18 protein-coding genes are annotated in these 20,023 nt (G+C 61.2%); 3 read left to right on the plus strand and 15 right to left on the minus strand.

What is annotated here, in order from left to right; genetic code table 11:
* Positions 1-74 precede the first annotated feature (74 nt).
* Positions 75-953, plus strand: coding sequence for a glucose-1-phosphate thymidylyltransferase RfbA (gene rfbA, locus KUD11_RS02815; protein WP_109386788.1), 879 nt, complete (start codon positions 75-77; stop codon positions 951-953).
* Here the strand turns inward: rfbA and rfbD are convergent.
* Genes rfbD through rfbC form a run of 3 tightly spaced genes read right to left on the minus strand, consistent with a single transcriptional unit; the run spans position 950 to position 3,433 of the window.
* Entirely contained in the window at positions 950-1,792 is an 843-nt protein-coding gene (rfbD, locus tag KUD11_RS02820) for a dTDP-4-dehydrorhamnose reductase (protein ID WP_109386786.1), read from the minus strand. The genes rfbA and rfbD overlap by 4 nt on opposite strands.
* A 37-nt stretch (positions 1,793-1,829) precedes the next feature.
* Complete coding sequence (rfbB, locus tag KUD11_RS02825; RefSeq protein ID WP_109386784.1) at positions 1,830-2,867, minus strand: dTDP-glucose 4,6-dehydratase; 1,038 nt, start codon at positions 2,865-2,867, stop codon at positions 1,830-1,832.
* Entirely contained in the window at positions 2,864-3,433 is a 570-nt protein-coding gene (gene rfbC, locus KUD11_RS02830; protein ID WP_109386782.1) for a dTDP-4-dehydrorhamnose 3,5-epimerase, read from the minus strand. The genes rfbB and rfbC overlap by 4 nt, the downstream gene beginning before the upstream one ends.
* Before the next feature lie 145 nt (positions 3,434-3,578).
* Here rfbC and KUD11_RS02835 point away from each other — a divergent pair, with 145 nt between their 5' ends.
* The gene (locus tag KUD11_RS02835; protein ID WP_109386780.1) at positions 3,579-4,592 is read left to right on the plus strand and encodes an NAD-dependent epimerase/dehydratase family protein; all 1,014 of its coding nucleotides are present in this window, start codon (positions 3,579-3,581) and stop codon (positions 4,590-4,592) included.
* Here the strand turns inward: KUD11_RS02835 and glmM are convergent.
* The gene (gene glmM / locus KUD11_RS02840; protein WP_109386778.1) at positions 4,589-5,929 is read right to left on the minus strand and encodes a phosphoglucosamine mutase; all 1,341 of its coding nucleotides are present in this window, start codon (positions 5,927-5,929) and stop codon (positions 4,589-4,591) included. The genes KUD11_RS02835 and glmM overlap by 4 nt on opposite strands.
* Positions 5,930-6,021: 92 nt before the next feature.
* A complete protein-coding gene (locus KUD11_RS02845) occupies positions 6,022-6,816 on the minus strand; it encodes a metallophosphoesterase family protein (RefSeq protein WP_224380140.1) in 795 nt (264 codons plus the stop codon).
* 195 nt (positions 6,817-7,011) lie between these two features.
* Here KUD11_RS02845 and KUD11_RS02850 point away from each other — a divergent pair, with 195 nt between their 5' ends.
* Positions 7,012-9,129: a GumC family protein gene (locus KUD11_RS02850; protein ID WP_109386776.1), complete on the plus strand. Its 2,118-nt coding sequence runs from the start codon at positions 7,012-7,014 to the stop codon at positions 9,127-9,129.
* 5 nt (positions 9,130-9,134) lie between these two features.
* Here KUD11_RS02850 and KUD11_RS02855 read toward each other — a convergent pair whose 3' ends face one another.
* The 10 genes from KUD11_RS02855 to KUD11_RS02900 are packed head-to-tail and all read right to left on the minus strand — an operon-like array spanning position 9,135 to position 20,022.
* Positions 9,135-10,385: a glycosyltransferase family 4 protein gene (locus KUD11_RS02855; protein ID WP_109386774.1), complete on the minus strand. Its 1,251-nt coding sequence runs from the start codon at positions 10,383-10,385 to the stop codon at positions 9,135-9,137.
* Positions 10,372-11,454: a non-hydrolyzing UDP-N-acetylglucosamine 2-epimerase gene (gene wecB, locus KUD11_RS02860; RefSeq protein WP_109386772.1), complete on the minus strand. Its 1,083-nt coding sequence runs from the start codon at positions 11,452-11,454 to the stop codon at positions 10,372-10,374. Before wecB ends, KUD11_RS02855 begins: the two co-directional genes overlap by 14 nt.
* Positions 11,451-12,587, minus strand: coding sequence for a glycosyltransferase (locus tag KUD11_RS02865; protein WP_109386770.1), 1,137 nt, complete (start codon positions 12,585-12,587; stop codon positions 11,451-11,453). The genes wecB and KUD11_RS02865 overlap by 4 nt, the downstream gene beginning before the upstream one ends.
* Positions 12,584-13,798 (minus strand): hypothetical protein, encoded by a 1,215-nt coding sequence (locus KUD11_RS02870; RefSeq protein WP_109386768.1) that lies wholly within the window; start codon positions 13,796-13,798, stop codon positions 12,584-12,586. Before KUD11_RS02870 ends, KUD11_RS02865 begins: the two co-directional genes overlap by 4 nt.
* Positions 13,795-15,144: a polysaccharide deacetylase family protein gene (locus KUD11_RS02875; protein ID WP_146190865.1), complete on the minus strand. Its 1,350-nt coding sequence runs from the start codon at positions 15,142-15,144 to the stop codon at positions 13,795-13,797. Before KUD11_RS02875 ends, KUD11_RS02870 begins: the two co-directional genes overlap by 4 nt.
* Entirely contained in the window at positions 15,141-16,421 is a 1,281-nt protein-coding gene (locus KUD11_RS02880) for an oligosaccharide flippase family protein (RefSeq protein ID WP_146190864.1), read from the minus strand. Before KUD11_RS02880 ends, KUD11_RS02875 begins: the two co-directional genes overlap by 4 nt.
* Positions 16,409-17,383 carry a class I SAM-dependent methyltransferase gene (locus tag KUD11_RS02885; RefSeq protein WP_109386762.1) on the minus strand — a complete coding sequence of 325 codons (975 nt, stop codon included), beginning with the start codon at positions 17,381-17,383 and terminating at the stop codon, positions 16,409-16,411. The genes KUD11_RS02880 and KUD11_RS02885 overlap by 13 nt, the downstream gene beginning before the upstream one ends.
* Positions 17,371-18,501: a DegT/DnrJ/EryC1/StrS family aminotransferase gene (locus tag KUD11_RS02890; RefSeq protein WP_109386760.1), complete on the minus strand. Its 1,131-nt coding sequence runs from the start codon at positions 18,499-18,501 to the stop codon at positions 17,371-17,373. The genes KUD11_RS02885 and KUD11_RS02890 overlap by 13 nt, the downstream gene beginning before the upstream one ends.
* On the minus strand, positions 18,498-19,082 hold the full coding sequence (locus KUD11_RS02895; RefSeq protein WP_109386758.1) for an acyltransferase: 585 nt from the start codon (positions 19,080-19,082) through the stop codon (positions 18,498-18,500). The genes KUD11_RS02890 and KUD11_RS02895 overlap by 4 nt, the downstream gene beginning before the upstream one ends.
* 1 nt (position 19,083) lies before the next feature.
* Entirely contained in the window at positions 19,084-20,022 is a 939-nt protein-coding gene (locus KUD11_RS02900) for a Gfo/Idh/MocA family oxidoreductase (RefSeq protein ID WP_109386756.1), read from the minus strand.
* Position 20,023 lies beyond the last annotated feature (1 nt).

Below are 20,023 nucleotides of genomic sequence, written 5' to 3' on the forward strand. Positions count from 1 at the left end.
ATTTCTGCGCGGGGGTCTTGCGCCTATGCGCCTCGGTGGTGTCAATAGGCAGGTAAATAGCAGGGAGGCAGTTCATGGGCGCGCGTAAAGGTATCATTATGGCAGGCGGCACCGGCTCGCGGCTGTTTCCCATCACCGGGGCCGTTTCCAAGCAATTGATGCCGATCTACGACAAGCCAATGATCTACTTTCCGCTGTCTGTACTGATGCTCACCGGCATCCGCGAAATTGCCATGATCACCACGCCCGAAGATCAGCCCCAGTTCCGCCGCCTTCTGGGCGATGGTGCGCAATGGGGGCTAAGCCTTACCTATATTCCCCAACCCTCGCCAGATGGGCTGGCACAGGCCTATCTTCTGGCCGAGGATTTTCTGGATGGCGCGCCCTCGGCCATGGTCTTGGGCGATAACATCTTCTTTGGCCATGGCCTGCCCGAGCTTCTTACCGCCGCCGACACCAAGGACGCAGGCGGCACCGTTTTTGGCTACCGCGTCTCAGACCCTGAGCGCTACGGAGTCGTGGCAATGGATGCCAAGGGCGCGGCGGTAGATATCGTAGAAAAGCCCGCCAAACCGCCCTCCAATTACGCCGTCACCGGCCTCTATTTTCTCGATGCCAGCGCGCCCGACCGCGCCCGCGCCATCACCCCATCTGAACGGGGCGAACTGGAGATCACAACGCTCTTGCAAAGCTATTTGCACGAGGGCACCCTGTCGGTGCAGCAAATGGGGCGCGGCTATGCATGGCTCGACACGGGCACCCATGGCAGCCTTCTGGATGCCGGCAATTTTGTACGCACATTGCAAAGCCGTCAGGGCCTTCAGGCCGGTTGCCCTGAAGAAATCGCGTTTGAGCAAGGCTGGATCAGCCCGGAGGCCCTGCATGCACTGGCCATGCGCTATGCAAAGACGGATTACGGCACCTATCTTCTGGGCTTGCTGGCTGAGGGCTAGAGCGCTTTCAACACCTCTTTCAGCGCCTCACGCCAATCGGGCGGCGTGATCCCAAAATCAGTTTCTATCTTGGCACAATCGAGCCTTGAATTCAGCGGACGTTGCGCTGGGGTCGGATACTCAGACGTTGGAATATCCTCCACCGCCACATCACGCCCGGAGGACGCAAAAATTGCGCGGGCAAAATCCGCCCAACTCACCGCAGGCTGGCCGCCATAATGATAGGTCCCACCAGGATGGCCTGCCTGCATCGCCACTTCCATGCGCAAAAGCGCGTCGGCAATACCGGCAGCCGGGGTGGGACAGCCCACCTGATCGGCCACCACACGCAATTGTCCATGCGTCTCAGAAAGGCGCAGCATCGTCTTTACAAAATTCGCCCCGTGCGCTGAAAAGACCCATGCCGTACGCAAGATCACATGCCGCCCACCTGCTGCACGCACAGCCTCTTCTCCGGCCAGCTTACTGCGCCCATAAGCGCCAAGCGGCCCCACCAGGTCCTCCTCGCCCCAAGGCGCCCTGCCACCGCCCGCAAAGACATAATCAGTTGAGATATGTAAAATCGGGATGCCCCGCGCCGCCGCCGTCTCGGCCATCACGCCCGGCGCTACCGCATTTACCTCGGTGGCCAACGCCTCCTCCGCCTCGGCCTTATCCACCGCCGTGAAGGCGGCTGCGTTGATCACCGCACGGGGCGCATGCGTCTCTATTGCCGCCCGAACTGCCCCCAAATCCGTCAGATCGACCTGATCACGCCCCAACGCCAGAACATCGCCCCGAGCACGCAATTCCCTCGCCACCTGCCCCGTGGCTCCAAACACTAAAAGCGGCCTGCTCATGCTTTCTTCTTAGCAAAAATACTCAAAATTCCCGCCCTCATCCTTGGCCAAGCCGCGTGCCAACACCGGCGCGCCCCTCAAGCGCGCGCCACCACTCCTCATTGTCCAGATACCAGCGCACCGTAAGGCGCAGCCCTTCCTCCACCGTCACAGATGGCTGCCACCCAAGCTCACCGCGCATCCGCGCCGGATCAATCGCATAGCGCGCATCATGCCCGGGCCGGTCGGCAACAAAGGTCATGAGATCCGCATAAGGCGTAGATCCGGGCCGCATCTCGTCCAAAATCGCGCAAATCTGTCGCACCAGGTCAAGATTACTCAACTCGTTCTCACCCCCGATATTATAGCTCCGCCCAACAGAACCTAGCGCCAAAACGGTCAGCAACGCATCCGCGTGATCCTCAACATAGAGCCAGTCGCGCACATTTGCGCCGGTGCCGTAGATCGGGATATCGCGCCCAGCAAGCGCGTTCAGAATGACCACCGGGATCAGCTTTTCAGGGAAATGATACGGTCCATAATTATTGGAGCAATTGGTCAGCAGAACGGGCAAGCCATAGGTCTCGCCCCAAGCACGCACCAGATGATCGCTCGCCGCTTTTGAGGCGGAATAGGGACTGTTTGGCGCATAGGGCGTGTCCTCGGTGAACTGCCCCTCGGCACCGAGTGAGCCGTAAACCTCATCCGTCGAGACATGGTGAAAGCGAAAGCCCTGCGGTCGCCCAGCCCCTTCCCAATAGGCGCGCGCCGCTTGCAAGAGCGTATAGGTCCCGGTGACGTTAGTATCGATAAACGCACCCGGCCCATCGATGGAACGGTCCACATGGCTCTCGGCGGCCAGATGCAGCACAGCATCAGGCCGATGCTGCGCAAAAACCCGCGTTAAAGCACCCGCATCGCGGATATCAGCATGCTCGAAAACATAGCCCGGCGCATCCGCCACGGATGCCACGTTCTCCAGACAGGCCGCATAGGTCAGCGCATCAAGGTTCACCACGCTATGGCCCTGCCCAATCGCCAACCGCACCACAGCCGAGCCTATAAAACCCGCGCCACCCGTCACCAAAAGCTTCATATCGTGCCCTCATAGACAAAGGGGCTGTCCAAACCGGCAAATCCCGGCGCGGCAGCATCCTTGGCCGAAAGCTGTGCCTCTGCGCGCCCGACGCCCCAATCAATCCCGAGATTTGGGTCGTCAAAGGCCAGCGCCCGATCACAATCCGGCGCGTAATAATCAGAACACTTGTAGACAATCTCGGTGCCCGGTGCGCGGGTGACAAAGCCATGGGCGAAGCCCGCCGGAACCAAGAGCTGGCGGCCGTTCTCAAAGCTCAGATCACACCCGGTCCAATGACCGTAAGTTGGGCTCCCACGCCGTATATCAACAACCACATCCCAAAGTGCGCCGCGCCCGCAGCGCACCAACTTGACCTGCGCATGGGGGGGCGTCTGGAAGTGCAGACCACGCACCGTGCCAGACGCCTCGGAAAGAGAATGATTGTCTTGCACGAAATCTGTCTCAATCCCTGCCGCTTGCATCCGCGCCCGGTTCCAACTTTCGGAGAAAAACCCGCGCGCGTCGCCATGACGCTGTGGCGTCAGGATAAGCACTCCCTCCAGCGCCGTCTTCTCAATCTGCATCCTGCTTACGTCCTTTATCCGGTTGATACCTCACCAACGTGCGCCCCACCTCTAACAACAAAGGGCGTGCCCTCAAACCACGGATTGGCAATCGGCACGTTATGCGCAACACTGATACTCAAAAGAGCAGGCAGAGCAAAACACTATGACACGCGTTCTCATCACCGGCAGCGCCGGATTTATCGGCTTTCACCTCGCGCAGCTTTTGCTGGAGGAAGGCCACGAGGTGCACGGGTTTGACGCGCTGACCGATTACTACGACGTGGCGCTCAAAGCGGCGCGCCGCGCGCAACTGACCCCACATCCCAAATATTCTGACACGATCGCGATGATCGAGGACATGGGCGCGCTGATCACGGCCTGCGATGCCTTCCAGCCCGAGATTATCGTGCATCTCGCGGCCCAAGCCGGCGTGCGCTACTCCCTTGAAAACCCACGCGCCTATATCGAGACCAATCTCGTGGGCAGCTTCAACGTGATGGAGATGGCGCGGAGCCACGCTGTGCAGCATTTGCTGATGGCCTCCACCTCCTCGGTTTACGGTGCGAACACCACGATGCCCTACGCCGAGACGCATAAGGCCGATCACCCGCTGACCATCTATGCGGCCACCAAGAAGGCCAATGAGGCGATGGGCCATTCCTATGCGCATCTCCATAATATCCCCACGACCATGTTCCGGTTTTTCACGGTCTATGGCCCGTGGGGGCGGCCTGATATGGCCCCCTTCAAGTTCACCAAGGCGATCTTGGAGAGCACCCCCATCGACATCTACAATCACGGGGATATGTTTCGCGATTTCACCTATGTGACCGATCTGGTGCGCGGCATTTCCGGCTTGATGGGCGCGGCGCCGGTGCAGCCCGAGACGCCCGAAAATATACTGCCGGGCGACAGTCTGTCACCTGCGGGCCCTTGGCGGGTGGTCAATATCGGCAATTCGCAAAAGGTGCGGCTGATGGATTTCATTGAAGCCATTGAGGCGGCTGCGGGCCGCCCTGCCATCCGCAATTACATGGATATGCAAAAGGGCGATGTGCCCGCTACATGGGCTGATGCGGACCTGCTACACCGCCTGACGGGCTATCGCCCCGAGACGGATATCCGCGACGGCATGGCCCGCACGGTAGCGTGGTACCGCGCGCATTACGGGGTCTAGCCCGCCTTCTCAATCGCGTTCACAACGCTTGCTACCACGGATTTCAGCTGCGCGCGATTTTCGGCCTCGCCCATGACACGGATAAGCGGCTCTGTCCCCGATTTGCGGATCAAAAGCCGCCCCGAAGTGCCAAGGGTTTTCTCGCCCGCCGCAATCGCCTCCTGCACTGCCCCTGCCTCCAGCGGATCAGCCCCTTTGGAAAACCGCACATTGCTGAGCATTTGCGGAATGGGTGTGAACACGCGGCCCAGCTTGCTGGCCTTTTGGCCTGTCTCAACCATCGCGGCCAGCACCTGAAGCGCCGCGATGAGGCCATCGCCCGTGGTGGCATAATCGGTCATCACCAGATGGCCCGACTGCTCCCCACCGAGGTTGAAACCCTCGCTGCGCATTTTCTCAACCACGTATCTATCACCCACCTGCGTGCGTTCCATCGCGACACCGATGCTTTCCAGATGCCGTTCCAGCCCCAGATTGGACATGACCGTGGCAACAAGCGTGTTGCCCGCCAGACGCCCATCAGCGGCCCAGCGCGTAGCAATGAGGCCCATCAGCTGATCACCGTCGATCACCTGCCCCTTTTCATCCAGAAGGATAAGCCGGTCGGCATCCCCATCGAGGCAGATCCCTACATCGGCGCGCGTTTCGCGCACGCGCTGTGCGGCGGCCTCGGGGTGGGTAGAGCCGCATTTGTCGTTGATATTGAACCCATCGGGATCGGTGCCGATGCGGATCACCTCTGCCCCCAACTCCCACAACACAGCGGGAGCCACGCGGTGCGCCGCACCATTGGCGCAATCAATCACCACGCGCAGCCCGTCAAGGCGCAACTGCCTCGGGAAGGTGGTCTTGGCATATTCCACATAGCGCGCGCCGCTATCGTCGATCCGCTTGGCGCGGCCAATGTTTTCGGGCTGCGAAAGGCTGACGCCTTTGGCCAAAAGCCGCTCAATCTCTGTCTCCGCCTCATCCGAGAGCTTGAAACCATCAGGCCCAAAAAACTTGATACCGTTGTCTGAAGCCGGGTTATGGCTGGCCGAGATCATCACGCCCACATCGGCCCGCATCGACCGGGTGAGATATCCCACCGCAGGCGTGGGCACGGGGCCAAGCAAAAAGACGTTCATACCTGTGGAAGTGAACCCCGCCTGAAGCGCGCTTTCGATCATATAGCCAGAAAGACGCGTATCCTTGCCAATAACCACCCGGTGATCCTGATGATCGCGACGAAAATAGCGGCCCGCAGCGGCAGCGAGGCGCATGGCAATCTCGGCGGTCATGGGATGGGTATTGGCGCGCCCGCGCACACCGTCCGTGCCGAAAAGCGATCGTGTCATGGGGGCGTCTCCTCAAAGGCTCATCCGCAGATGTGCTTACGCGCGGCGGGTCCGGCTGTCCAGTTTGGTGGCGGGGCCACTGCCGGGTAGGCTCAGAGAAACCGGCATTGGCCTGCGCTGATCGCCACCGCCGTCAGCCGCCCGGAATGATAAGCGCCCGTATCTATGGCGATGCGACCGCTGCGCGCCTCTGGCTCCTCAACAATTGTATGACCATGCACGACCCAAAGCCCGTCACGGCGCGGCTCAGATAGAAACTTGGGATGGCCCCAAAGAAGCGTGCCTGCCTTTTGCGCCTCGGGCGGCTCAGCCGGGTCCAGTGCCGCATGAACGCAGACCAGATTGCCACTACGCCACATCAGCGGCAGCGCGCGCAGCCATGCCTCCATCCCCTCAGGCATCGCGGCGGCCAGAGCCTCGGAGGCTTGCGTCATATCCTCAAGCGCGGGGCGCGCGCCCAGACCGCCAATGCCAAAACTCGCCAATGTTTGCAGCCCACCATTGCCAAGCCAACGCGCTCCACGCCCGGCAGGATCATCGAGAAACTCCAGCATCATCCGCTCGTGATTGCCCATGAGGCATCGAACGGCCTCTGGCCTCTCTCGGCTCAGCGCAAAGAGCCGTGCCAGAACACGGTCTGACGCCTCTCCCCGATCAACATAGTCACCAAGAAAGATCAGTTGCGGCTCATCTGAGCCAAAAGCCCGAAGATCCGCATCAATGCTCTCCAGTAGTCGCTCCAAAAGATCCGCACAGCCGTGCACATCGCCAATCGCATAAACCCGCTGCGAGGGGGCAAGCGATGCGAAAGAAACGGATCGAGCCCCGTCTAATGCGGGCCGATCCACTTTGCTGCGTGAGAACAGGGATTTGAGTGCGCGGCGCAAGGCGGGGCCTCTCTTAAGATATGGGTGACAGAAAGTCGCCTTCGACCGATGAGCGCCGGTGAGATGCGGCAAGAGCACGGAGGAGCCAGCTTCCGTAAAGGAAAAGTTAAGACATCTTCTGTTAAGATTTCAATCGATGATATTACAAAGCCTCCACAGCACAACCAAAACGCGCTTTCTAACGAAGTGACCCCTATGAAAGATATCGCGCCAACTGCCTCGCGCGCCAGCCCCCAGCCTGAGGATGACAAGGGCGAGATCAATCTGACCGATATGCTGCGGACCATCTGGCGGGGCAAGCTCTGGGTGCTGCTGACCGCGCTGATCGGTTTGGGGCTGGGTGGGTATTACGCCTTTGCCGTGGCCACCCCGATTTACACCGCCAACGCGGCTGTGGTTCTGGAAAGTCGGCAAGAGCAGGTGGTCAATCTCGAAAGCGTGGTCAGCGGGCTTTCCGGGGATCAGGCCACGATCAACACAGAGGTCGAGGTGATCCGCGCGCGCGGCTTGTTGGAAAAGCTGGTGTTGAACCTGGACCTCATGCGCGACCCGGAATTCAACACGGCATTGCAGGTAAAGAACGGCCCTGTCGCCAGCACCCTTGTTTGGGTCAAAGGTATGCTTGGGCAGGGCAGTGCGAAAGAAGCGCTTGACCCGCGCGCGCAGATGGATGCCGTCATCGACCTGCTGCGCGAGGCGATAACGGTCTCTAACGTGCGGCAAAGCTATGTTTTCCGCATCAGCGCCAAAAGCGAGAGCGCCGAGAAATCCGCAGCCATCGCCAATACGCTGGCAACGCTTTATATCCTTGAGCAGATCGAGGTGAAGTTCGAGGCAACCGAAACAGCCACCGCATGGCTGAGCGCGCGGGTGGGGGATCTTCAGGCCGATCTGGAGGCGGCCGTCGCGGCGGTGAAAGACTTTAACGCCGACAGCGATCTGATCAGTGCCGAGGCGCTCGCGGGTCTCAACCGACAGCTGAAAGAGGCGCGCGACCGTCTTGGCAGTATCCAAGAAGCGCAAGTTACCGCAAACGCTAGGCTGGCAGAGCTGCGCGCAGCCCAAGACGCGGGCGATCCTGAAGCTATGGCAACGCTAGCCCGTGACAGGGTGCTGACACGCATCGCGCGAAACCTGAACGACACCAGCCACCCCGCATTTGACGCGCGCTTCGCGCAGGTGTTAGAGCGCGCTGCCCTCGACGTGAGCCGGGCCGCCAATCAAATTGCGGCCCTCACCGCATCGGTGGCCGCACAAGAGGCAGATATTGCCACGCAATCCGCCGATCTGGTGCGACTTGAGCAACTTGAGCGCGAAGCTGAGGCGACCCGGCTGATCTATGAAAGCTTCCTCAATCGCCTCAAGGAAACCACACTTCAGCAAGGCATCCAGCAGGCCGATAGCCGTGTTCTGAGCGTGGCCCCCCTGCCGCTAGTGCCCAGCGAGCCGCGCCGCATCCTGATCCTCGCGCTATCGCTGATCTTTGGCACAATCGCGGGAGTCGTCTTTGTTCTGGCGCGCGAATTTTCGCAAAACACCTTCCGTCTGGCCGAGGATCTTGAGGCCAAGACCGGCTATCCTGTGCTCGGTCAGATCCCCGCCATCCCTGCGCGCAAACGCAAAACCGTGCTCCAATATCTGGCGGACAAGCCCACCTCAGCTGCGGCAGAGGCGATCCGCAATCTGCGCACCTCGGTGCTTCTGTCAGATCTGGACACCCCACCGCAGATCATCATGTCCACCTCCTCGGTACCCGGTGAGGGCAAGACGCTTCAATCTCTGGCGCTGGCGCAGAACCTCGCAGGGCTTGGCAAAAGCGTGCTCCTGATCGAGGGGGACATGCGGCGGCGCGTGTTTGCAGAGTATTTCGACACCAAAGGCCGCAAGGGCATCCTGTCGGTTCTCTCGGGCGCCGTGCCTTTTGAGGAGGCGGTGATGCAAACGCCCCTGCTGGGGGCAGATATCCTTATAGCCGAGGCAGCAAAAGCAAATGCGGCCGACACGTTTTCATCCGAGGCGTTCAAGACATTTCTGGAGGCGATGCGCAGCGCATATGATTACATCATCATCGACACGCCGCCCATTCTGGCCGTGCACGACGCACGCGTAATCGGGCAGCATGTGGATACGATCCTCTATACAGTGCGTTGGGATAGCACCTCGCAGAGGCAAGTCCGCGAAGGGTTGCGCGGGTTGGAAGCCGTCAACCTGCGTGTCTCGGGCCTCGTTCTGGCGCAGATCAGCCCAAAAGGCATGGCGCGTTATGGCTATGGCGACAGCTATGGGGCCTACACCGCATATTACGAAAGCTGAGACGTTCAGGGTTGCGGCCCGACAAGAACCGTCTCCAGCCGCTTGGCCAGTTTTGCGTAATCGTAATGCTCCAGCACCGCGCGCCGCCCGTTCGCACCCCTGCGCTGACGCTCGGCCTCGGGCATTGCGTGAAGCTGTCTGATGGCCCCAGCCAGCGCCTCGGGGGCCTCGGGCGGCAGAGCAATCCCCGCGTCATGTTCGGCCACAGGGTTGAACGCGCCTGAATCGATCGCATAGAGGACGGGCGTGCCCGAAGCCATGTAATCAAAAAGCTTGTTCGGAGAAACGCCAAAGCGAAAGAGCGGATCGGACGTAAGCCCGATATAGCAGGCGTCGCAGGCGCGTAGCACCGCATGAACCTGCGGCTTTGGAATAGATCCGAGGAACTGAACGTTGGTCACGCCTAGACCGCGGCAAAGCGCTTCCAGCGCGCCGCGCATCCGGCCCTCCCCCACGAGCAGGATATGCACATCGTCCAAGTCTTTCAGCAGTGCCGCCGACTCGATCAATGTGCCCAGCGCATTGGCCATCCCCAGAGCGCCCGTGTAAACAATCCGCAACCCGGCTTGCGGAATTTGCACGGCGATATGCGGATCGAGTGGCGCAGGCGCCTCTACCTCGGCAAGGTCCACGCCATTGGAGACCCATGTAAATTTTGCGCGTTCCATGCCGCGCGCAACCATATGCTCGACCGCGCCGGGCAGGTTTGAGAGGGCCTTATCAGCGCGCATGTAGGCACGATCCTCGATCCATTGCAGAAGCCGCATGAAAGGATGACGCGGAGAGACGCCGCCAATCTCAATCAGGCTGAGCGGCCAGATATCGCGCACTTCAAAGACCAGCTTTGCACCGCAAGCCCGCGCCAGACGCTCGGCCCCCAGATAGCTCATAAGATCAGGCGAAGAGACGAGCACCGTATCGGGGCGCGCGCCAAGGCGGTGACGCAGGCCCGGCAAACGCATCGAGAAAACCGCCGCCGCGATCATCCGGCGCTTGTCATGGGCATGGGCATAGCGCGGCACAGCGATCCGAATGAAGCGATACCCCTCGATCCTCTCGTCCGCAGGCAGAGTTTGTGCCACGATATCCGCGCGCAAGAGGTGCTGCGCGCGCGCGGCAATCACTGTCACCTCGTGGCCCAGCCGCACAAGCTCGCGCGCCAGATAGTGATGCCGTCCGGGCATACCTGTCTCGGGCGTGGCGCTGTGGAAATTGATGATCCAGATGTTGCTCACGGGGGCTTTATCGGGTTGCATCAAGAAGGCTGCGCACAACCATCTCTGCTGCATCACCCGTGCCATAAGGGGCCATGTCCTCACCAAAGCGCCCACGCGCGGCGAGGATGGCCGCAGCAATCATCGGGCCATTTTGTGGCGGCACGAGCGTGTTCCACCCGGCGGTGATCAACTCGCTCCATTCTGTCTCGTCACGCAAGGTGATGCAGGGCACTTTGTGAAAAAACGCCTCCTTCTGCATGCCACCCGAATCCGTGGCAATCACGGCCGCGTCACGCTCCAGCCCAACCATATCTAGATAGCCCAATGGCTCTGTGAGACAGAGCCGCTCAAGCTTGTCGAAAAGGTGCGCCACCTTGATGCGCGCCCGCGTCCTTGGGTGCATGGGCAGCAGCACCGGGAGGGTCTGTGCAACTTGGCCCAGTCCATCGAGAATGGCGCTGAGACGGGCGGTATCATCCGTGTTTTCCTGCCGGTGGACAGTGGCTAGGACATAGCCCCCCGGCACAAGACCATGACGCGCGGCCCCCTGCCCCAGCTCTGCGACGCGCGCGCCGAAATGCAGCGCCGCATCCAGCATCACATCGCCACATTCCACAATGCCCTCAGGGCGCATCCCTTCAGTGAGAAGGGTCTGCGTGGCGGCTGCGGTCGGCGTGAAAAGAAGCGATGCACAATGATCGGTCAGGATGCGATTGATCTCTTCCGGCATCCGCTTGTTAAAGCTGCGCAGCCCGGCCTCCACATGGGCGAGCGGGATGTGGAGCTTGGACGCGGCAATGGCCGCCGCGAGGGTGGAATCCGTATCGCCGTAGACTAGCACCCAATCCGGAGCCATCTCCGTCAATGCGGCCTCAATCGCCTCGATCATGCGGCCCGTGTTCTGCCCGTGGGTGCCGCCACCAATGCCAAGATGCAGGTGCGGGCGCGGGATTTGCAGCTCATCGAAGAACACATCCGACATATTGGCATCAAAATGCTGTCCGGTATGGATGATCCGCTCGTCCACGCCATGCCGCGCGAACGCCGCAGAGACCACACTGGCCTTGATGAATTGCGGACGGGCGCCAACGATGGTCGCAACTTTCATGGCTGTGTCTCCCTTGGAGGCAGATGCAAAAGCCGCTCGTAGAGTGCGACCAGCTTCGCGCCTTCGGCATCCCAATTGTAATGCTCTTCCACCGCGCGGCGGCCCCGCGCACCCATCACCTCAGCCGCATCCGGGTGATCAAGTATCCACTGCATCGCGGCGGCAATATCAGCGGGGTCTTTTGGGTCGACCAGCAGGCCGCAGTCCGCGCCCTCAATAATCTCGCGCCAGAGCGGAAAGTCAGAGGCAATCACGGGCAGGCCCGCGGCCATATACTCAAAAAGCTTGTTGGGCTGGGACCGGGCATGATTGGGCAGGGGGTGGAAAAGCACCAGCCCGGCGCGCGCCCGCGACAGAATATCAGCCACCGCATTGCGCCCGGCCCAGCCGTGAAAATCGACCCTGTTCCAGCTAGGAAGCGCGGTGATTTCCGCCTGAAGATCTGCGGGCATGAAGGCCCCGGCCATCTGGAGCCGGGCATGAGGCACGTGGGCGGTGGCCTCAACCATCTCGCGCGCGCTGCGGATCGCGGTGATGCCGCCGACATAGGCAAAATGTGCAGGCCGCCCGGAATAGGCCACGGGCGTATCCACCAGCAGCTCACCACGCAGCGGGAAGTTTTGCACCAAAACAGCCTGTGGTCCAAAGCCAGCAGCGATGCGCGGGGTGGCCGGGACGATGGCGCTGCACGCCACATCGGCCATCCGCTCAGCCACGCGCACGAGAGCAGCAAGCGGGCGGCGCAGCAGCGCGGGCAGATAGGCCTTGGCGCGCACGGTGGCGGGCGCATCTTCATGCACGTCGTAGATCACCCTGACCCCCAACAGACGTAGCAAGATCGCCCATGGCAGAAGCTCAGGGTCATGGAAATGCGCAATGGTGGGCCGCACCGCGTGCACAGCGCGGATCATGCGCCACGCGCTTTTGGTCATCCGGCTGACGCGGCCCTTGGGGCGCGGGCCCGTATCGACTACGCGCACGCCATCCGCGCCCAGATCATCCCCCAGGCCGTCTTGCACATAAAGGCTCACATCCGCGTTTAGCCCGCGCGCGAGGGTCGCCGTCTGCTTGAGACGGATGCGCGTGTCGGTGCGCGCATGCACGGTGGTAAAATGAATGATTTGCGGCCTCATCCCAGACGCTCCTGCCCTGAGATGGGACCCCGCTCAAAATCAGCCATGAGCGAGGCCAAGCCAACCCCCGCAAGGGCAAAAACAAAGGCCAGCGCATACCATGCGGTAAAGAGATCACCGCTTTTGAGCGCGATGAGAAAGAAAAATACCCCTGCCCAGAAGGCTGGGCTTGTGCGGTCGCTATGCGCAAGGCCCCGCAAGACAAGCGCGAAGAGCGCCAGCATCAGCGGCACACCCCATGTGATCAGCGCCTCCAGCACGATATTGTGCGGATACATCGCATACTCATATCCGTAATGGACCTGAAAATATGTGTAGCCGCAGCCGATCAGTAAGCACGATGTGTCGCTCAGTACGAGATCGACCGCCTCGGCAAAAAGGATATCGCGTTCGGAGAAGGACAGGCCCTGAAAGACGATCCAAAGCCGCTCCAGCGCAATGAAGTCATGGCTGAAATACGCCATCAGCCAGACGCCCCCGAAATAGAAAACACCAACCAGAACCGCGCCCATCATCTTGCGCCCCGGACCGCCCGCGAGGCTCATCATCACGATCACCGCCATGGCCGCCAGAAAATCCCCACGCCCGCCCCCCAGAAGGGCCAGCGCGATGAACACCGCAAAGCACCCGACCAAGGGAATGCGGGCGCGGACACTACGCGCGTTCAGGACGAGCCAGAACGACAAAATTGCAGAGAGACCATAAAATTTGCTGATCCCCTGACTGTAGAGAAGAAGCGATCCGGTGGTCGTTTCCAGCTCAAATTCAAACCGGGGCGGATAGGCCAGAACCAGCCCGCCTGTCGCCAGATGAAAGGCCAGCACAAGAAGCGATAGCCCGACGAAGAGCTTGGCGGCGCTCCTTTGGGACACAGCACCCGCCGGGTTGGTCAACACGAGCGCACCAATGGACACCAGAACAAACGACGGCGCCACAAGCGGTAGAAAATCAATGCTGCCCAGATTGCCAAGGCCCCGCGTCACGCCAATCAGGTAGACCCCCACGATCAGCCCGAGCGCCGACAGCGTATCGCGCCGGATCACGCGGCGCTGCAATAGAAGCGCCGCACAAAGCGCCAATGCGCCAAGTGCCATCGTGCGTATGACAGGGATCACAGCAAGGCTGGTCGCATTGACGGAGGCGAAGCCAATCGACGTGGCAACGAGAAACGCCAAGAGGCCATAGCGCAGGGCTGGCTCGCGGCGGGTCATGTCTGCACGAGGGAGCGGAAACAGGCCCGGTCCGCCTTGGTCAGAAGGTGGCTGTTGTGCCAAAGCAGGGTGAAATCGCCGCCATGCCGCAGGGCGGCGCGCTTGAGCGATTGCATCAGATCGGTCGCCTCGCGCCCATGACCCATCCCGAGATAGCCGGGCGAGAGGACCGAGCATTCCATCAACACCAGAGGGTGTTGTCGCAATTTAAGCGGGGCGCGCTTCGTCCAGCTCCACATCGCGAAGGGCTGGCTCGTGCCATAGCGAAAGCCGGGGCGGTCAGGAAATGCGCCGCTCGTGTCATAGGCAAAGCCGCAAGCCTCAAGATGGTCGGGGGTCTGTGCACTATCCCAGCGCAGATAATGCTGACGATTGCCCAATATCTCAACCTCCAGCCCGGCGCGCGCCAGAGCCTCGGTCAGGCGTGTGCGCTCATGGCGGATCTGGCCGGGGTCTTGGTAGGTGTTGAAACTGCCATGCATCCCGATCTCATGGCCGCGCGCGTGGATGCTCTGCATCAGGCGCAAGATACGAAGGTCGGAGATGTCGTAATCGCCGTCAATCGCGCCGCCCGAGTGATCAGGGATGAAATAAAATGCCGCCCGGTGGCCGTTTTGCTCACATACGTCCATGTACCAATCAAACGTGTAGAACGGATCATGCCGGTGATCGCCGCTGCCATGGGTCCAGAAATTCAGCGCGCGGCGCGCGGCGGTGCGGGGGCTTTTGCGGCGCAGCAGATCACCTCCCAACCCACGGATAAGGGCCTTCGGATTGCGCCCCACACGGTCGAAAGGCTGATCCACATCGCAGCTGATGCGGGTTCTGCCCTCGCGTACGCGCCGCCTCATCTGCGGCCAGTGTTCCTGCATCAAGGAAAAAAGCAGTGCCGCGTATTCGTCCACAATCGGGCGCTGGAGAAACCCCTCACGCCCCGCCAATGCAGCGGCAGCGGGAAAGCGGTCATGCCCGTCGCGGTCGGGGAGGACGACCTCCTCAAACCGCGAGAGCATGAAGAAGATCGCACCGAAGATATCCACCTCGCAGGTTGTTCGGGTCTCTTCGCGGGTGATAACTGGCGCGCCGAAGAGCACAGGCAGATTGCCCCTCTCCAGAACCTTCAGAGGGATCTGCGGCATCTGGCTTGCCCATGCCTCGCGCGGAGCGTCCAGATCGGGAAAGCACGAATGCAGGCGTATCTCGCGCCCCTCAGCCGACAGAATGATGTCTGGCCTGTCCGTACACTCTACCTTAATGGGCAGGCCGAGCACCTCCTCAAGCACCGTCCGCACGGCCCAGTCCAGCGGCGCAAAGCGGTGCGCTGGCAGGGAGACGGTCAACCTCATGGGGTTTTCACCGCAGGGCTGATGCCAGCGGACATGCGGTAAGAAATGCCCAGATAAACCGCATACATGATCGCGCCCGTCGCCGCATAAAGCGCCAGTGCACCGCGCGCGTCAAAAAACGTGGTGCCGATGGCGAAGGCGGCGAGGTAGAGCAGCAGCAAGGACCACTGCCAGACCATATTATAGCGCAACCGCTCGACGATATAGACAGCCCAGCCGAGGGGCGAGGCGATGAACTGCACACAGACCAACGTGGCGAGGATCTGCCCATAGACGCCCGCCTCGCGCCATTCCTCCCCGAGCATCACAGCGAAAAGGCCGGGCGCGGCCAGCACCAGAATGAGCCACGCAGGCACGGCCACAGCCAGCATGGCCCAGAATGTCGCCCTGTAGACACTGCGAAAATTGCCATCTCGCGCCAGATCCTCTGCCGCCTTTTGCCGAAATGTCTCTCCCATGCCCTTGCCAATGATGGCGGAAGCCGACCAGACCCGCTGAAACATCAACAAAAAGCCCGCCGCAGCCGCGCCATAGACTGCGGGCAGCACGAAAAACGGCAGCCAGAGCGCCATGGCATTGGCCAAATCAGACAGGACCGCGAATTTGGGATAATCTCGAAAGCGGCGCATCTGCTGGAGCACTCCGCGCCAGCCCAGATCGGGCAGCGACGCGCCATAGATACGCCCCTCCGCGACAAGCAAGGCGATAAGCCCGACGCATTGCCCCGCGATGAGACCCAAAGCCAGCCCCTTGGCACCCCAACCCAAGAGCCCCAGAAACACCATCCCAAAGGCCCCCGCCCCCGCCATCAGAGCGCGCGCCACGTTCAGCGCGAAGAAAAGCCGCGCACGGATTGCACAATTGAGCGCGATGTTGAACTGGATCATCAGCAAGATCGCCAGCGGCGCGAGCAGGGCAATCTCAAGTGGCAGCACGGTCTGCACGCCGCCCCAGAAAAGCACCGCCAGGACGCAAATCGCGACCGTGACGAGCGACACGGCAACGCCAGCCATCGCCGTCTCCAGCGCTTGCAACGGCGCCTCATTGAGGATGATGGCCACCTCGTATTTGCCCGAACCGACACCGGATGTTATCGCTGTGGCCGCGAAGAATATGCCGAAAAGGCCAAACTCGGCCGGGCTGTAGAGGCGCGACAGGATCGGCGTGGCCAGAAGCGGAATGAGCGCGGCAAGCCCAAGCCCCAAAGCGTTGGTGCGCGTGTCCCGGATATAACGGCTGGCACGCAGGCTGTTGCGCATATGGGTCAGACTCTGCACGTCTCAGGCCTTTTCGTCATCGTCACGATCACGCCAAACGCGTTGACCACCGGGGCCACAAACGGCACGGGCAGCACCTGCGCGACGTGGCGCAAAACCGCCTTTGCGCGGCTGCCTGCTGCAAAGCTATGCCCACCCACCGGCTCCAAAATGCGCCCGCGATAGGGCTGGCGGCTTTTGCGGCGCGCCAGACGCAAGCGGGCGCTCTGCACCGGCGTGCTCCAGATGAGTTTTGTCTCGACATGGGCCACATCAGAGAAGGTTTTATGCCAAAAATCCTCGCTGAAGAGCGTCACAAGATCGGGCGGGCACGCGCCCCAGATCCACGGGCTATCCAGCTGCGCGCATTGCTCCAGACAGGGCGCGTTGAACATCAAAACACCGCCCGGTTTGACCGCGTCTAGGATCTGGTGGGTGAACTCTATGGGCTTTTCTACGCAACCGATTGTGCCAAGATGGAAGGCCGCATCAAACGGCGTGTGCGCGGCGTAACGCGGATCATCCACGGTGCAGAACCTGTCGCCAAAGGTGCCGCGCGCCTGATCCACAGCGGTTTGCGAGATATCCACACCAAGATAGTCATGCCCCGTCTGGATGAAATAAGCGCCGTTATATCCCCATGCGCAGCCCGCTTCCAAAACCGAGCGGGCGTTGGCCATGTTCAGCGTGTCGATGATCTGAGGCATGGCGAAGTGGAAGCCCGCCGCCGCGCGGCGCAGCCCTGCCGTGTCGCCTTGGTCTATCAGCGCGCGGGCGCGGGCGTTCCATGCGCGCATCCGCAAGACATAGTAATGGGCCGCATTGGCGTGAAAGCTCTCGTAAAGATCAGGCGCGCTCGGCGCGAAGCGGCTGCCGCACGCAGGGCAGTCATAGATGGTGGTGGAAAAATCCTCAAAGAACGCGACCTCCTCCAGAGCGCGGGCATTGGCAGCGCTGCAAATCCTGCAAATCATGAAGGGCATCCCTGCTGTGTTCGCGTCTCGGTCAGGGGCGGCATGGCGTGGCGCAAAATATCGATCACATGCGCCTGATGCTCGGAGATGAGATAGGCGCTCATCGGCAGGCTGATCACCTCAAGGCTCGCGCGGTCCCCATGGGGCAGGTCCGCACGCGGGTTAGCGACAGACGGCTGACGGTTGAGCGGCAGGGGGTAATAGACGGCGAAAGAAACGCCCGCAGCCGTCATCCGCGCCTGAAGCCTCGCACGGTCAGACACACGCAGGGTGTATTGCGCCCATGCGCTTTGGATGCCCGGCGCAATTCGGGGCAGTTGGGCTATATTAGAGCCTGAAAATGCCGCACTGTAGGTGTCTGCGATGCGCTGACGCGCGGCAATCTCCGCGTCCAAAATGGCCAGCTTAGGCAGCAAAATAGCGGCTTGCAACGTATCGAGCCGTGAGTTCACGCCGAGACGGGTGTGGTGATAACGCGCCTCTTGCCCATGCCGCGCAATCTGGCGCAACGCCTTTGCCAGCGCCGGATCGGAAGTGAAAATCGCGCCACCATCGCCGTAGCATCCAAGCGGCTTTGAGGGAAAGAAACTGGTGCAGGCGATGGTCGAGAGGTTGCCCGACTTGCGCCCTTTATAGGTGCTGCCGAAACTTTGTGCCGCATCCTCGATCACCGGCAGGCCGTGGCGCGCGGCAATCGCGTTGATCGCGTCAAAATCAGCGGGATGGCCGTAGAGCGAGACGGGTATGATCGCCCGCGTACGCGGCGTTATAGCCGCCTCAAGACACGCAGGGTCCATGGTGTAGGACACAGGATCAATGTCGACATAGACCACTTTGGCACCGAGAAGCACGGCGGCCTCAGCGGTAGCGATATAGCTGAACCCTGGCGTGATCACCTCGTCGCCCGGCCCCACGCCCAGCGCCATGAGGGCAATCTGAAGCGCGTCGGTGCCATTGGCACAGGTGATGCAATGGGCCGCCCCCGAATAGGCCGCCAACCGCTCTTCCAGCTCTTCCACCTCGGGACCAAGGATATACTGACCATGCGCCAGAACGCGGGCGATGCCTGCCTCGATCTCGGGGCGCAAGCGGTCTTGCTGTGCGGCGAGGTTAATGAAGGGGATCATGGCGCGGCCTCGCGGTGGACGCAGCCGTCCTCAAGGTGGTATATCTCGCCCGTCTGCGGGCAAACCGCCTGTGCAGAGCCTTGCAGCGGCAGGTCGAGACGATCCCCATGGGCGCTCATCCAACCCATCTGGCGCGCAGGCACGCCGGCGACAAGCGCGAAGTCCGCAACATCGCGGGTCACAACGGCACCGGCACCGACGAAGGCGAATTGGCCGATCGTCACACCGCAAACAATCGTGCAATTCGCCCCAAGCGTCGCCCCACGCTGAATGCGCGTATCGCGGTATTCATGCGGCCGCGCGATCAGGCTTCTGGGGTTGTGGACATTCGTGAAGACCATGGAGGGGCCACAAAAGACACCCTCTTCCAAGGTCACGTTGTCATAGATAGAGACATTGTTTTGCACCTTGCACTGATCGCCGATGACGGCCTTGTTGCCGACGAAGACACCCTGCCCCAATGACACGTCCTTGCCGATTTGTGCCCCGGCACAGACATGCACGAAATGCCAGACCCGGCTGCCCGGTCCGATCTGCGCGCCGTCATCGACGATGGCGCTGGGATGTTGGAAATACCCCATATCAGCGCGGCACGAACGGATGGGCAAGATCGCCCACAGGGGCCAAGGGCGCGGTGCGGATATGCGCCACGGTCTCAATCGCCACGCGGTTCTCCTCGACGCCAAAGCCGCGCCCGGCAAGCACGTCTTCATAGATCCGGGTGTGCAGCTCGGTGAACCCCTCGGAGAACTCGATACTCTCGCCATCCACCTCGACCGCGCGATGGGTGCGCTTGCCAATGGCGCGCTCGGCATCGGGCACGTCATTGACGTCCAAAGACAAAAACCAGCGCACGCGGGCATGCGTATATTCCAGATAGCCTGCGGCCTTCACGGGCGTGTTCAGATGCACGGTGTTTTCTTGCACCCCGCCAAAAACAAAATGCAGCATATCGTAGAAATGCACACCGATATTGGTGGCGATCCCGCCGGATTTCTCAGGCGCACCCTTCCAGCTTTGCAGATACCAGCTTCCGCGCGCGGTGATGTAGGTCAGATCCACCTCCATCTTCCGGCCCGCAGGCATCCTGGCCACACGGTCGCGTAAGGCGATGATGGCCGGGTGCAGGCGCAATTGCAGGATGGTGTGGATGGCATGGCCTGTGTCGCGCTCCAGCGCGGTCAGGGTGTCGATATCGTCGGGCTGAAGCACCAGAGGTTTCTCGCAGATCGCATCGGCACCTGCGCGCAAGGCAAAGCGCATATGCGCATCGTGCAGATAATTCGGCGATGCGATGGCGATGTAATCGAGCCCGCGCCCAGCCCCCCGCTCAGCATCAGCAAAGGCCCCGAACTGCGCAAATTCGGGGAAGAACCGCGCGTCGGGGAAGAAGCTGTCGAGGATACCCACCGAGTCGTTGATATCCATCGCCGCGATGAGCGTATTGCGAGTGTCTTTGATGGCCTTCATATGGCGCGGCGCGATGTACCCGGCGGCACCGATAAGGGCAAAACGCTTCACC

Source organism: Roseovarius carneus, from assembly GCF_020141465.1.
In the GTDB taxonomy this organism is placed as follows: Bacteria; Pseudomonadota; Alphaproteobacteria; order Rhodobacterales; family Rhodobacteraceae; genus Roseovarius; species Roseovarius carneus.